Genomic DNA, 13,518 nt, shown 5'->3' with positions numbered 1-13,518 from the left:
GCATCTCCCTTTTGCACCAGGCTCCGGTGAGTCCCGGAACCTCGGACTCGGTGACTTCCACCTCCTCCCCCGCGGGCAAGATCTCCACTCCACCAGCGCGGGTGATAGTGAAAAACCCGCAGCACGGCAATCGGATATGAGAGGCGTGGCCTGGGCCTTTCCTCACAACCGAACATATCTCGCCCGGACGGATGTCGTCACCCTCTACCGCCGCGTACCTCCGTTCAGGTGAATTGGTTCTCTCATTACCTGCAACGATGCAAGTTGATGGTCAGTTCCGGTTTATTTCGAATGCATCCGGCGACGCAGCGACCACAGCGGCGCAGATGACGTCACCACGGCCCACGCCGAGCCCCGCACCCCGCGTTCCCGCCCGTCCGCCCTGCTCACCCGCTCTCGCCCCCGTCCATCCGCCATCTCCCCCTCTGCCTTCCCGACCCACAGCCCCGTACACGGCAGTCACACCATTTCCACATCCGCCCGTTCCCCTGCCCCGCGCCCGCACCACCGCCTCTCCCCCATACGCGCGCCTCCCCCTGAACCCCTCAACCGCCCCGCCGGCCTCCTCGGCCACCGCCGCCCGCACGGCCCGCACGGCCCGCGCGGCCTCCGCAAGAGATGCCCCCGTCGTCATGACGTCGTCGACCAGCACGACCGGGCCTGCGAGCAACAGCCGCCCACCGCCGGGGACCACCGACAGCGCGCCGGCGAGATTGTCCAGCCGCTCCCGGGAGTTGAGCCCCGCTTGGTCGGCAACGCCGCGCCGCTGCCGCAACACCGAGAGGACCCGCGCCGGCACCCCGGACCGCCGCAGCTCCGCAGCCGCCGCCAGCGTGATCCGCCGCGCCGGGTCATGCCCGCGCGCCGCCACGGCCGTACGCGAGGACGGAACGGGCACCAGCAGCGGGCCCCGGGACTCCCACCCGACCGAACCCTCTCCAGGCCTCCCCCAAGCCCCCTGCCCCCGCGTCTGCGCCGCCCGCAGCCCCGCCCGGACCGATCCCGCCAGAGCCGTCCCCAACGGCCCCGCGAGCGCCAGCACGCCGCGTTCCTTGTGGGCCAGCAGAACGGCCCGCACCTCGTCGGCATACGGCGCCGCCGCATGCACCGGCGGCAACCCCACCGGCTCCGGCACCGGTCGCACCCGGCGCGGTGCGTTCCCGCTCAGGACGGCGCGGCACTCCGGGCAGAGCACCGCGCGAGGCATCCCGCAGCCCCCGCACTCGGCCGGCAGCACCAGATCCTTGAGATCCCGCCACCACCCCCGCATGCCCACCACTGTGCCGACGCGCGAGCCCCCCGACCACCCCTGTGGATAACCGGCTCCTCCCCCACTACCCGGGGTGAACCACTGCTCGGGATGGACCGCTGTCCCCGGGGTGAACCACTGCTCGGGATGGACCGCTGTCCCCGGGGTGAACCACTGCTCGGGATGAGCCGCAATCCCCGGGATGAGCCGCAATCCCCGGGGCGACCCGCTACCCCGGGGCGACCCGCCGCCCCGGGTGACCCGCCACCACGGGATGACCCGCTCCCCAGGAAGAACCGCTACCCGGGATAAACCGGCGCCGTCCCGTCCTTGACCACCTGCTGCCACTTCGACCCCGCCGACAGCCGGACGATGCCGTCCTCCTCGGAGTACGCCACCAGCGGCAGCTGCTCCTCCTCGGACGCGGCGAGGGCCTTCACCCCCGTCAGCGCGGCGGGCGGCGACCCCACCGGAGTGGAGCCATCGACCTGGACGTACGCCATCTGCTGCACGCCACCGCGCTCGCGCCCGACCAGCACCAGGCGGCTGTCACCCGCCCAGGACATCGCGGTGACCTCCTCCAACTGCGGTGTGACCGAACGCGGTTCGACCACGGAGACGGCACCCTCGTCCGTCTTGTCGTCCCGTTCGACGCGCCCGATGCAGAGGGACTTCTTGCCGTCCTTCTCCACGATGAGCGCGATCCGCACACCGTCGGCGGCCAGCCGCACCGCGTCGACACGCCCGTCCAGCCCCGGAGTCGAGACCTCGATCGGCTCCCCCGCGCCGTCCTTCAGGAACAGCAGCCGGGGCCGGTCGGGATCACGGTCCGCCACCCACAGGTTGCCGTCGCCGTCCCAACTGGGCGTGGTGAGACGGTCCTTCGGCGTCTTGCCGTCGCTGTGCAGCACCGGATCGCCGAGCGAGGCACCCGACACCAGCGACCCGACGTACAGCTCACTGCCGTCGGACGTGACCCCGGCCGCCATCCGCTCGTCCCGCGACACCGCGGCCGACCGCAGTTCCTTGGCGCCCTCACCCAGCGCACCGGGCACCGGCGTCACGTCCGGACTGCTGCTCTCGCTCGGCAGCCGCACGAGCCGGTGCTTGCCGTCGAGGAAGTACTGGTACTCGTTCTTGCCCACCCCGTGCACCACGGCGTTCTCGGCGTCGCTCGCGTTGACCGTGCACAGCTGCGTGCCGTCGGAGCCCTGGAGGGCTACGTCGTCCACGCCCGTGGGCGTCAGGTCCTGCAGCGTGAAGAGCAGTTGGGCGGCCATCTCCTGGCACCGGCCCGCACCGACCCGGTTCGCCCGGGCGTTCAGCGGCACCGTCAACTTGTTCTGCTCGTCGGGCGTCAACGAGGTGACTCCCTTGCCCAGCTTCAGCTGCGTCCCCGTGGGGAAGCTCGATCTGACGACCTGGTCGAGCCAGCGCGAGGGACCCGCGAGCAGCAGCCGTACCGTCTGCGTCATCGGGTCGACCTTCTTGCGGATGTACACGGGGTCGGCGACGGCCACCGGCTGCCCGCCCGTGGCGGACGGCGTGTTCGAGGCGAAGTAGTACTTGTTGACCGACGTGTAGTTGCGCAGGAAGTCCGACTTGCCCATCACGACACCCGGCGGCGGCGCGTCGATGCGCCACTGATGGCTCTTCTTCTCACGGATGAGGTGCAGCGGCTTGTCGTAGCTGCCCGCGGCGGGCGCGTACGTCTGCTGCCCGTTCACGGTGGCGACCTTGTCGCCGTACAGCCGGAACGAGGACTCGGACTGCGTGTCCCGCCCGTTCACCCCCTCCGGAGTCGCCCCCGGCCCCTCTTCCAGCACCGTCAGCGACGCCTCGGGCTTCCAGGCCTTCGCGGCGTCCCCGGTCAGATACTTCTTCGCCGTCTCGAAATGGGGATCGTCGCTGGTCAGCGCCTCGAGGAAGCCGTCCACGATCTCCCTGGCCCCGGCGTTCTCGCGGGGCGGCAGCGCGAAGACCCGCACCTGTGTGTCCTGCCGGGGCGTGGACTCCACGTCGCGCAGATCCCCGCTGTCGGGCATCGAGGCGCACCCCGCCAGCAGTACGGCGCCACAGACGGCGTACGCCACCGTGCGCACCGGTTTCCGCCGCCGGCCGTCCCCCACACGGTCAGCGCCCACGGCTGGCCTCCCCTTGCTTGCTGCGGTCCTCCGACCCGGCGTTCCGGGCATCGGGAGCCGGGGCCTCGGGCGCCGGCGCGTCCTGCGACGGCGCGTCCGCCACGCTGTCGTCCGCCGGGCGTGCGCCCCCGGTGGGCCGCGGCACCACGCGCGCGCCGTTGCCCGGCAGCGCGGTGGGGTCGGCAGTGGGGGGCGCGGCGTTCAGCCGGGGCGCGAGCGGCGCCCGCGCGGGCGCCTGTTCGCCCGCCGGCTGCACCGGTACGGTGGCGCGCTTCTCCCCGCCGCCCGCCCCGCGCGGCAGTCCGGCGTCATTAAGTCCACGGTTACGACGTGAGTCCTTCGGTTCCAGCGGTATCGGCGAGCCCCTGAGCGGCTCGTCCGCGGTCCGCGGCAGCGTCAGCCGGAACTGCGAGCCGCCGCCCGGCTCACCCCAGGCCTGCAGCCAGCCGCCGTGCAGCCGCGCGTCCTCCAGGGCGATGGACAGCCCCAGACCCGTACCGCCGGTGGTACGCGCGCGTGCCGGGTCGGCCCGCCAGAAGCGGCTGAACACGCGCGTGGCCTCGCCGGGCTTGAGCCCGACGCCGTAGTCGCGCACCGCGACCGCGACCGCCCCGCCCGCCGCGGCGAGCTTGACGACGACGTCCTTGCCCTCGCCGTGCTCGACGGCGTTGACGACCAGGTTGCGCAGCACCCGCTCCACCCGGCGTGCGTCCGCCTCGGCGACGACGGGCTGCTGGTCGCCCCGCACCTGTATCCGCGTGCCCTTGCGCTCGGCGAGCGGCGCCGCACCGCTGACGACCCGCTGCACGACCTCCCGCAGATCGATCGGCTCCGCCTCCAGCGCCGCCGCGCCCGCGTCGAACCGGCTGATCTCCAGCAGGTCGGCGAGCAGCGACTCGAACCGGTCCAGCTGGTCGGCGAGCAGCTCCGCCGACCGCGCGGTCACCGGATCGAAGTCCTCGCGCGCGTCATGGATGACGTCCGCGGCCATCCGTACGGTGGTCAGCGGCGTCCGCAGCTCGTGCGACACGTCGGAGACGAACCGCCGCTGCATCCGCGACAGGTCCTCCAGCTGCTGGATCTTCAGCTGAAGGTTCTGCGCCATCTTGTTGAAGGCCTCACCGAGGCGGGCGATGTCGTCCTCACCGGTGACCTTCATACGTTCCTGCAGACGGCCCGCGGAGAGCCGCTCGGCGATCCCGGCCGCCATCCGCACCGGCGTGACGACCTGGCGCACCACGAGCCAGGCGACGGCCCCGAGCAGGACGACGACGAAGAGCCCGGCGGTCGCCAGCGTCCCCTTGACCAGGCTCAGCGACTTCTCCTCCTGCGTGAGCGGGAAGAGGTAGTAGAGCTGGTACGGGTCGTCGTTCGGGTCGTCGACCTGCTTGCCGATGATCAGCGCCGGCTGCGACTCGTCACCGTTGGTGTACTGGATGCGGGTGTACTTCTGGGCCGCCAGGCTGCTGTCGCTGTCGACGCGTTCCCGCAGGTCGTCGGGGACGCTGGCGGTGGGGTCGACCCCGCCGGAGGCACGCGGCCCGCGGCCGCCGCTGTCGTCACCGGCCGCGGGCAGCGTGACGACGTCGAAGGCACCCTGGCCGCCGCTGGAGAGCGACTCCACCAGGTCGCCCATCCATGAGCTGACGTTCTGGTTGGAGCGGTCGTCCGCGCCGTCGTCCCCGTTCGCGGTGAACGCCGTGTCGGCCTTCTGCTTGGCCGACGCGAAACCACCAGTGGCCTGGCTCTGCGAGGCCTTCACCTTGGCGTCCAGCAGGCCGTTGCGCACCTGGCCAATGACAACGAATCCGAGCAGCAGGACGACACCGAGCGACATCAGCAGGGTCGTGGCGACGACCCTGAGCTGGATGTTGCGCCGCCACAGCCGCATGACGGGCAGCAGCGGCCGCCGTACCCAGCGCATGAACAACCGCAGGACCGGGCTGCCCTGGACGCCGCCCTGGAGCAGGCCGCCCTCGAAGAAGCGCTCCCAGCGGGAGCCGCCCGCCGTGCGCCCGACAGGCCGCCCCGTACTCGCCCCGGTCCGTCCGGGCGACGAAGCGGCACTGTCTCCGGACATGTCAGCTGGGTCCTGCCTTGTATCCCACACCACGGACGGTCACCACGATCTCGGGCCGCTCCGGGTCCTTCTCGACCTTGGAGCGAAGCCGCTGCACATGCACGTTCACGAGTCGGGTGTCGGCGGCGTGTCGGTATCCCCACACCTGCTCGAGCAGCACCTCGCGTGTGAACACCTGCCACGGCTTGCGCGCGAGCGCGACCAGCAGATCGAACTCCAGCGGCGTCAGCGCGATCGACTGCCCGTCCCGCTTCACCGAGTGCCCGGCCACGTCGATGACCAGGTCACCGATGGCGAGCTGCTCCGGCGCCGGCTCCTCCGACCTCCGCAGCCGCGCCCGGATGCGGGCGACCAGCTCCTTCGGCTTGAACGGCTTCACGATGTAGTCGTCGGCGCCGGACTCCAGCCCGACCACCACGTCGACGGTGTCGCTCTTCGCCGTCAGCATCACGATCGGCACGCCCGACTCGGCCCTGATCAGCCGGCACACCTCGATGCCGTCCCGCCCGGGCAGCATCAGGTCCAGCAGCACCAGATCGGGTTTGCTCTCCCGGAACGCGGCCAGCGCCTTGTCGCCGTCGGCTACGAAAGACGGCTCAAAACCTTCACCACGCAGCACAATGCCGAGCATCTCGGCCAGTGCGGTGTCGTCGTCGACGACAAGGACTCGTCCCTTCATAAACGACATCATCCCATTCTCATAACAGTGGCGAAGGCAGTGGTGAGATAGCTCACCGGCCAGTGACCTTAGTCGTACCGGGCGGTCACTGTCTGCCCACGCTGCGAGGTGATCGTCCGGCTACCCGCCGAGAGCCTCCACGAGGAAAACGAACACACCCGCACCGAGCACGGCGAGGACGACAAGCACCACCACCAGCAGCGAGCAGCACGAGGCGAGCGCCACCATGCCCCAGGCCCGGCGCACCGCCCGCCGATAGTCACTGTCGTCGTCCCAGCCCCGCTCCACCACGCGCCTCCCCCTCACGCCGACAACCCCGCCCCCCACTGAAACGGGATCCCGGCCCCTCTCAGCCGATCGTCACCCGCCGCGCCCTGCCGCACAGCTCCGCCAGCGCCTCGGCCGTCACCGGCGACACCGTGCCCTCCTCCGTGACGATCGCCGTCACCAGCTCGGGCGGCGTCACATCGAACGCCGGGTTGTACGCCTGCGTCCCCAGCGGCGCCACCGGCACCCCGCCACCGGCACCCGTCACCGGGGCCTGCGGCACCGCGACCTCGGTCACCTCGAACCCAGGTCGCTGCTCCACCTCGATGGCCGCCCCGTCCGGCGTGTCCGGATCCACCGTAGTCAGCGGCGCCACCACGATGAACGGCACATGGTGGTACCGCGCCAGCACCGCCAGCGGATAGCTCCCCACCTTGTTCGCCACCGACCCGTCGGCCGCGATCCGGTCCGCCCCGATCAGCACCGCGTCCACCTCCCCCGCCGCGAACAGCGAGCCCGCCGCGTTGTCGGTGAGCAGCGTGTACGCCATCCCGGTGCGCGCCGCCTCGTACGCCGTCAGCCGGGCGCCCTGCAGCAACGGCCGTGTCTCGTCCACCCACAGCCGCCTGAGCCGCCCCGCCCGCTGCGCGGCCAGCGCCACCGCGAACGCCGTCCCCTCACCACCCGACACCAGCGAACCGGTGTTGCAGTGCGTGAGAATCCGGTGCCCGCCACCGGGCAACAGCTCGTCCAGCAGCGCCAGCCCACGCTCCGCCATCCGCGCACTGGCCTCGGCGTCCTCCCGGTGCAGCGCCCGCGCCGCGACCAGCGCCGCCACCGCGGCCTCCCCGGCATCCCCGCTCCTGGCCAGCCCGGCCTGGTACGCGGCCTGCGCCCGGCGCACGCCGAGGGCCAGATTCACCGCGGTGGGCCGGGCACCCGCGAGCGCGTTCGCGGCGTCGTCCACGTCGAAGCCGCGCGCGGCGGCGAGCGCGACCCCGTACGCACCCGCGATCCCGAGCAGCGGCGCCCCGCGCACGGCGAGCGACCGGATCGCCTCCACCAGTGCCGGCGCATCCGTACAGACCAGTTCGACCTCCTCTGCCGGCAGCCTCGTCTGGTCCAGCAGGACCAGCACAGGCCCCTCTGGTGGCTCCTCCCAGCGGATCGCCGGTATCTCGGTCGGCCGGTTGTCCTCGCCGGATTGCGCGTACTGATCAGCCATGCGATCAGTCTGCCCCGTATCCGGCGGACAATTGAAGGTGTGCAGCCGATACCGCGGCCGGTCCCCCGGTGACCACCCCATGGCACGATGGCTGCCAACCTGCCGCCGCGACCGCGGACGGGCACCGTGAAGGAGCGACGATGAAAGACACTCCGGGCTGGGCCTCGCCCGGATCTGCCCCGTCCGACGGGCAGGAGCCCGGTGCCTCCGGCCCTGCCGACCAGACGGACCGCCCCGACCCCGCGCAGCAGCCGGGCCAGGACCCGCAGGGCTCGAAGTGGTCCAAGGAGCAACCGCCCGCCGCGCAGTGGTCCGCCCCGACCGGCCCCCCGGCCCCCGGCCAGACCCCGCCACCCCCACCGCCCGGCCCGGGCTGGGGCAACCGCCCCCCGTCGGGCCCCAACGCCCCCGGCGGATACGGCGGTTACGGCGGCTGGGGCAGCGGCTGGGGCGGACCGCCGCCCGCGGCCAAGCCCGGCGTGATCCCGCTGCGCCCCCTCGGCGTCGGCGAGATCCTCGACGGCGCGGTCTCCACCATGCGCACCTACTGGCGCACGGTCCTGGGCATCTCCCTGACCGTCGCGGTCGTCACGCAGATCCTCGTCATCCTCCTCGAGGGCCTGGTCTTCAACGACACCAGCACCGAAGCCCTCGACGACCCCAGCGCCACCCTCGACGAACTCACCCGGGCCATGGGCGACGCCATGCTCAGCTCCGGTGTCGTCTTCCTGATCTCGCTGATCGGCACGGTCGCCGCGACCGCCCTGCTCACGACCGTCACCAGCCGCGCGGTCCTCGGCAAGTCGGTGACCACCGGCGAAGCCTGGCGCGACGCCCGCCCGCAGGTGGCCAAGCTGTTCGGCCTGATCTTCCTGCTGGTGCTCATCGCCTTCGGCGTCGTCGCGGTCGGGATCCTGCCCGGCATCCTCGTGGCCATCGCCGGATCGGGTGACGGAGGAGCCGCCCTCGCGGTCCTCGGCGGCCTCGGCGCCGGCTTCGTCGCCCTGTGGCTGATGATCCGCTTCTCCCTCGCCTCCCCCGCGCTGATGCTGGAGAAGCAGGGCATCGTCAAGTCGCTGGGCCGGTCCGCGAAGCTGGTCCGCGGCTCCTGGTGGCGCGTCTTCGGCATTCAGCTGCTCGCCACGATCATCGCCAACGTCGTCGCGTCGATCGTCGTCATCCCCTTCACCTTCCTCGCCGCCGCCCTCAGCGGCGACGGTTTCACCGGGTTCCTCAACAGCGGCGGCGACCTCGGCTGGACGTTCCTCGTCGTCAGCGGGATCGGCTCGGTGATCGGCGCCATGATCACCTTCCCGATCACGGCCGGCGTCACGGTGCTCCTCTACATCGACCAGCGCATCCGCCGCGAGGCCCTCGACCTCGAACTGGCCCGCGCGGCCGGCCTCCAGGACTACGGCTCCGGCACGCCCGGCTCCACCGCCGGAGGCTGATGCGGTGAGCCTGACGGGGGGAGTTCTCACATCGGTACCGCTGCCGTCCCGCGTGGTGGTGCGCGTCGGCGACACCGTCCTGCTCTCGTCGGCGCGCTCCGGCGACGAACCGCCGGTGACCGTCCCGCGTGACCCCGCGCGGGAGGCGGCTCGACGTGAGCTGTCCAAGCGCATGTACCACGAGAACGACCCCAGTTGGTTCCAGCGCGCCCTCAACGCCTTCTGGAAGTGGGTCGGCGAACTGTTCGACACGGCCGCGACCGCGACGCCCGGAGGAACGCTCGGCCTGGTCGTCATCGTCCTGGCCGTCCTCGCCGTCCTGGGCGCACTGTGGTGGCGCTTGGGCACCCCGCGCCGCGAACCCACCCCCTCCGCCGCCCTGTTCGACGACCGCCCCCGCAGCGCCGCCGAACACCGCGCGGCCGCCGAGGCACACGCCGCCCAGGGCCACTGGAACCAGGCCGTCCAGGAACGCATGCGGGCCATCGTCCGCGCCCTGGAGGAACGCGCCCTTCTCGACGTCCGCCCCGGCCGCACCGCCGACGAGGCCGCCGCGGAAGCGGGCCGCGTCCTCCCGTCCCACACCGACCGGCTCCGCGCCGCCGCCGGGGACTTCGACGACGTCACGTACGGCGGCCGCAGGGCCGGCGAGCAGTCGTACCGCCGCATCACCGAACTCGACGCTGACCTCGACCGCACCAAGCCCCAGCTCACGAGCAGCATCCCCAGCGCGGCCCACAACACCCGCCAGGGAGCCGCCGAATGACCACCGAGGCCACGCTCCCGCCCACCTCGGTCTCGCCCACCGCACGCCAGGTCTGGACCCGCTCGCGCGGCATCGCACTCGCCGCCGTCCTCCTCGTGGCCGCGGCCGTCGCGATCGCCGTGATCCGCTCCGACGCCCGACACGGCACCCTCGACCCGCGCTCCGTCGACGACCTCGGCAGCCGCGCCGTCGCCGAACTCCTCGCCGACCGAGGGGTGTCCACGCGCGTGGTCACCACCCTGGACGAGGCACGCGCCGCCGCCGGCCCGGACACCACCCTCCTGATCGCGGTCCCCGACCTGTTGACGCACCGTCAACAGACCCTGCTGCACGCGTCGACCGTCACCTCCGGCGGCCGCACCGTCCTCGTCGCCCCCGGCAGCTGGTCCGTCGGCCGACTCGCCCCCGACGTCACCGCGGACCCCGCCACCAGCATCAGCTCGACCCTCCGACCGGACTGCGACCTGCCCGCCGCCCAGCGCGCCGGCGCCGCCGACACCGGCGGCATCCGCTACAGCACCACCCACCTCGAAGCCGACGCCTGCTACCCCAGCGAACGCCTGGCCACCCTGCTGCGCCTCCCGGTGACCGGAGGCGGCGACACCGTCGTCCTCGGCGCGCCCGACATCCTCTACAACGACCGCCTCGACGAGCAGGGCAACGCCTCCCTCGCCCTCCAACTCCTCGGCTCCCGCCCCCATCTGGTCTGGTACCTCCCCTCGCTCTCCGACGCGTCGGCCACCGGCGCGGACGACGAACGCAGCTTCCTCGACCTGCTCCCCGCAGGCTGGAAATGGGGCACGCTCCAACTCTTCGTCGCCGCAGCCCTGGCCGCCCTCTGGCGGGCACGCCGACTCGGCCCCCTGGTGCCCGAAAGACTCCCCGTGGCGATCCGCGCCTCCGAAGCCGTCGAAGGCCGCGCCCGCCTCTACCGCAAGGCCAACGCCCGTGACCGCGCGGCCACCGCTCTTCGCTCCACCACCCGCACCCGCCTCGCCCCCCTCGTCGGCGTCCCCGTCACCCAGGCGCACGCGCCCGAGGCTCTGCTCCCCGCCCTGTCCGCCCACCTCCGCGGCGACGGACAGACCCTGCACGCCCTCCTCTTCGGCCCGCCGCCCAGCGACGACGCCGCCCTCGTCTTGCTCGCCGACCGACTCGACGCCCTCGAAAGAGAGGTACGCCGTCCATGATGGCCCCGACCACTGACAACGCCGGGTACCCCGGGGACCCGAGCGCCGCCCGGGCCTCCCTGGAAGCCCTGCGCGCCGAGATCGCCAAAGCCGTGGTCGGCCAGGACCCCGCCGTGACGGGCCTCGTCGTCGCACTCCTGTGCCGCGGACACGTTCTCCTTGAAGGAGTCCCCGGAGTCGCCAAAACGTTGCTCGTCCGCGCCCTCGCATCCGCACTCGAACTCGACACCAAGCGCGTCCAGTTCACCCCCGACCTCATGCCGAGCGACGTGACGGGCTCCCTCGTCTACGACACCCGCAGCGCCGAGTTCTCGTTCCAGCCCGGCCCGGTCTTCACCAACCTCCTCCTCGCGGACGAGATCAACCGCACGCCCCCCAAGACCCAGTCGTCCCTCCTCGAAGCGATGGAGGAGCGTCAGGTCACGGTCGACGGCACCCCCCGCCCGCTCCCCGACCCGTTCCTGGTGGCGGCGACGCAGAACCCGGTCGAGTACGAGGGCACGTACCCCCTCCCCGAAGCCCAGCTGGACCGTTTCCTCCTCAAGCTCACGATCCCCCTCCCCTCCCGCCAGGACGAGATCGACGTCCTCACCCGCCACGCCGAAGGCTTCAACCCCCGCGACCTCCAAGCCGCCGGCGTACGCCCGGTAGCGGGCCCCGCAGATTTGGAAGCAGCCCGCGCAGCAGTCGCCAAAACAACGATCTCCCCCGAGATCACGGCCTACGTCGTCGACATCTGCCGAGCCACCCGCGAATCCCCCTCCCTCACCCTCGGCGTCTCCCCCCGAGGCGCCACCGCCCTCCTCGCGACCTCACGCGCGTGGGCCTGGCTCACCGGCCGCGACTACGTCATCCCGGACGACGTGAAGGCCCTCGCCCTCCCCACCCTCCGCCACCGCGTACAACTGCGCCCGGAGGCCGAGATGGAAGGCGTGACAGCCGACTCCGTCATCCACGCGATCCTCGCCCACGTCCCCGTCCCCCGCTGATGGCACTCACCGGACGCGCCGCACTCCTCGCGGCCCTGGGCTCGATCCCCGTAGGCATCTGGGACCCCAGCCTCACGGGCCTCCTCGCCGTGAACGCCCCCCTGGCGGTGGCCTGCGCCTGCGACTTCGCCCTGGCGGCCCCCGTACGACGCCTGGGCCTGACGCGCTCCGGCGACACCTCCGTAAGGCTGGGCGAGACGGCCGACGTGACGCTCACCGTCACCAACCCCTCAGGCCGCCGTCCCCTCCGCGCCCACCTGCGCGACGCCTGGCCCCCCAGCAGCTGGCTCCCCGGCACCGAGGTCGAAGCCTCCCGCCACCGCCTCACCGTCCCCCCGGGCGAACGCCGCCGCGTCACAACCCGCCTGCGCCCCACCCGCCGAGGCGACCGCCAGGCAGACCGAGTGACGATCCGCTCCTACGGCCCACTGGGCCTCTTCTCCCGCCAGGGCACCCACAAAGCCCCCTGGACGGTACGCGTCCTGCCCCCCTTCACCAGCCGCAAGCACCTCCCGTCCAAACTCGCCCGCCTCCGCGAACTCGACGGCCGCACCAGCGTCCTCACCCGCGGTGAAGGCACGGAATTCGACAGCCTGCGCGAGTACGTCCCCGGCGACGACACCCGCTCCATCGACTGGCGCGCCACAGCCCGCCAGTCCACAGTCGCCGTACGCACCTGGCGTCCCGAACGCGACCGCCACATCCTCGTCGTCCTCGACACCGGCCGCACCTCCGCAGGCCGCGTGGGCGACGCCCCACGCCTCGACGCCTCCATGGACGCGGCCCTGCTCCTGGCGGCACTCGCCTCCCGAGCCGGCGACCGCGTCGACCTCCTCGCCTACGACCGCCGCGTCCGCGCCCTGGTCCAGGGCCGCTCGGCGAAGGACGTCCTCCCGTCCCTGGTCAACGCCATGGCCACACTCGAACCGGAGCTGGTCGAAACAGACGCACGCGGTCTTACGGCCACTGCACTCAGGACGGCCCCCCGCCGCTCCCTGATCGTGCTACTGACGACCCTCGACGCAGCCCCTGTCGAGGAGGGCCTGCTCCCCGTCCTCTCCCAACTCACCCAACGCCATACGGTTCTCCTGGCATCGGTGGCCGACCCTCACGTCTCCCGCATGGCGGCATCTCGCGGAAACACCGACGCCGTCTACGAGGCCGCGGCCGCCGCACAGGCGCAAGGCGAACGTCATCGCACCGCGGACCAACTTCGCCGACACGGTGTGACGGTCGTCGACGCGACACCGGATGATCTGGCGCCGGCCCTCGCGGACGCATACCTGGCTCTCAAGACGGCGGGACGCCTGTAATAGGGAGGGCGGGCTTCCGTCCCCGGAAACACAAAAAGGCCCACGCCTAGTGGCGTGGGCCTTTTCTAAAATTTGTTCGGCGGCGTCCTACTCTCCCACAGGGTCCCCCCTGCAGTACCATCGGCGCTGTAAGGCTTAGCTTCCGGGTTCGGAATGTAACCGGGC

General features: G+C 72.1%; 11 protein-coding genes and 1 rRNA gene. 5 read left to right on the top strand and 7 right to left on the bottom strand.

The genetic code is table 11. The annotated features are described in order from the left end of the window. Window positions 1-271: 271 nt before the first annotated feature. The 6 genes from ACFUO4_RS10695 to mtnA form a co-directional block, all read right to left on the bottom strand. The gene (locus ACFUO4_RS10695; protein WP_383482463.1) at window positions 272-1,270 is read right to left on the bottom strand and encodes a ComF family protein; all 999 of its coding nucleotides are present in this window, start codon (window positions 1,268-1,270) and stop codon (window positions 272-274) included. 278 nt (window positions 1,271-1,548) lie between these two features. Beyond that, window positions 1,549-3,393: an LpqB family beta-propeller domain-containing protein gene (locus ACFUO4_RS10690; RefSeq protein WP_079309701.1), complete on the bottom strand. Its 1,845-nt coding sequence runs from the start codon at window positions 3,391-3,393 to the stop codon at window positions 1,549-1,551. Continuing rightward, window positions 3,383-5,473, bottom strand: a complete 2,091-nt coding sequence (gene mtrB, locus ACFUO4_RS10685) for an MtrAB system histidine kinase MtrB (RefSeq protein ID WP_383482460.1) — start codon at window positions 5,471-5,473, stop codon at window positions 3,383-3,385. The genes ACFUO4_RS10690 and mtrB overlap by 11 nt, the downstream gene beginning before the upstream one ends. A gap of 1 nt (window position 5,474) precedes the next feature. Continuing rightward, window positions 5,475-6,164 carry a two-component system response regulator MtrA gene (gene mtrA, locus ACFUO4_RS10680; protein ID WP_187284748.1) on the bottom strand — a complete coding sequence of 230 codons (690 nt, stop codon included), beginning with the start codon at window positions 6,162-6,164 and terminating at the stop codon, window positions 5,475-5,477. Between the two features lie 108 nt (window positions 6,165-6,272). Further along, a complete protein-coding gene (locus ACFUO4_RS10675) occupies window positions 6,273-6,458 on the bottom strand; it encodes a hypothetical protein (RefSeq protein WP_128112403.1) in 186 nt (61 codons plus the stop codon). Between the two features lie 43 nt (window positions 6,459-6,501). Beyond that, on the bottom strand, window positions 6,502-7,644 hold the full coding sequence (gene mtnA / locus ACFUO4_RS10670; protein WP_383482455.1) for an S-methyl-5-thioribose-1-phosphate isomerase: 1,143 nt from the start codon (window positions 7,642-7,644) through the stop codon (window positions 6,502-6,504). A 140-nt stretch (window positions 7,645-7,784) separates the two neighbouring features. On the opposite strand from mtnA, the gene ACFUO4_RS10665 reads away from it, so the two are divergent. Genes ACFUO4_RS10665 through ACFUO4_RS10645 form a run of 5 tightly spaced genes read left to right on the top strand, consistent with a single transcriptional unit; the run spans window position 7,785 to window position 13,353 of the window. Further along, the gene (locus tag ACFUO4_RS10665; RefSeq protein ID WP_383482452.1) at window positions 7,785-9,095 is read left to right on the top strand and encodes a hypothetical protein; all 1,311 of its coding nucleotides are present in this window, start codon (window positions 7,785-7,787) and stop codon (window positions 9,093-9,095) included. A 4-nt stretch (window positions 9,096-9,099) separates the two neighbouring features. Further along, the gene (locus ACFUO4_RS10660) at window positions 9,100-9,861 is read left to right on the top strand and encodes a DUF4129 domain-containing protein (RefSeq protein ID WP_383482449.1); all 762 of its coding nucleotides are present in this window, start codon (window positions 9,100-9,102) and stop codon (window positions 9,859-9,861) included. Beyond that, a complete protein-coding gene (locus ACFUO4_RS10655; RefSeq protein ID WP_383482446.1) occupies window positions 9,858-11,051 on the top strand; it encodes a DUF4350 domain-containing protein in 1,194 nt (397 codons plus the stop codon). The genes ACFUO4_RS10660 and ACFUO4_RS10655 overlap by 4 nt, the downstream gene beginning before the upstream one ends. Further along, a complete protein-coding gene (locus ACFUO4_RS10650; protein WP_383482444.1) occupies window positions 11,048-12,040 on the top strand; it encodes an AAA family ATPase in 993 nt (330 codons plus the stop codon). The genes ACFUO4_RS10655 and ACFUO4_RS10650 overlap by 4 nt, the downstream gene beginning before the upstream one ends. After that, window positions 12,040-13,353 carry a DUF58 domain-containing protein gene (locus ACFUO4_RS10645; RefSeq protein ID WP_383482441.1) on the top strand — a complete coding sequence of 438 codons (1,314 nt, stop codon included), beginning with the start codon at window positions 12,040-12,042 and terminating at the stop codon, window positions 13,351-13,353. Before ACFUO4_RS10650 ends, ACFUO4_RS10645 begins: the two co-directional genes overlap by 1 nt. Before the next feature lie 74 nt (window positions 13,354-13,427). On the opposite strand, the gene rrf is transcribed toward ACFUO4_RS10645, so the two are convergent. Next, window positions 13,428-13,518, bottom strand: a 5S ribosomal RNA gene (rrf, locus tag ACFUO4_RS10640); the annotation flags it as partial.

This window comes from Streptomyces sp. NPDC057280, from assembly GCF_042668605.1.
Classification (GTDB): domain Bacteria; phylum Actinomycetota; class Actinomycetes; order Streptomycetales; family Streptomycetaceae; genus Streptomyces.
This window is presented reverse-complemented; position numbering and strand designations above follow the sequence as displayed.

Coding starts and splice junctions, on each gene's coding strand:
- ACFUO4_RS10645 (WP_383482441.1), top strand. CDS start 12,040: ATGGCACTCACCGGACGCGCCGCACTCCTCGCGGCCCTGGGCTCGATC.
- ACFUO4_RS10655 (WP_383482446.1), top strand. CDS start 9,858: ATGACCACCGAGGCCACGCTCCCGCCCACCTCGGTCTCGCCCACCGCA.
- ACFUO4_RS10695 (WP_383482463.1), bottom strand. CDS start 1,270: ATGCGGGGGTGGTGGCGGGATCTCAAGGATCTGGTGCTGCCGGCCGAG.
- ACFUO4_RS10650 (WP_383482444.1), top strand. CDS start 11,048: ATGATGGCCCCGACCACTGACAACGCCGGGTACCCCGGGGACCCGAGC.
- mtrA (WP_187284748.1), bottom strand. CDS start 6,164: ATGATGTCGTTTATGAAGGGACGAGTCCTTGTCGTCGACGACGACACC.
- mtrB (WP_383482460.1), bottom strand. CDS start 5,473: ATGTCCGGAGACAGTGCCGCTTCGTCGCCCGGACGGACCGGGGCGAGT.
- ACFUO4_RS10665 (WP_383482452.1), top strand. CDS start 7,785: ATGAAAGACACTCCGGGCTGGGCCTCGCCCGGATCTGCCCCGTCCGAC.
- mtnA (WP_383482455.1), bottom strand. CDS start 7,644: ATGGCTGATCAGTACGCGCAATCCGGCGAGGACAACCGGCCGACCGAG.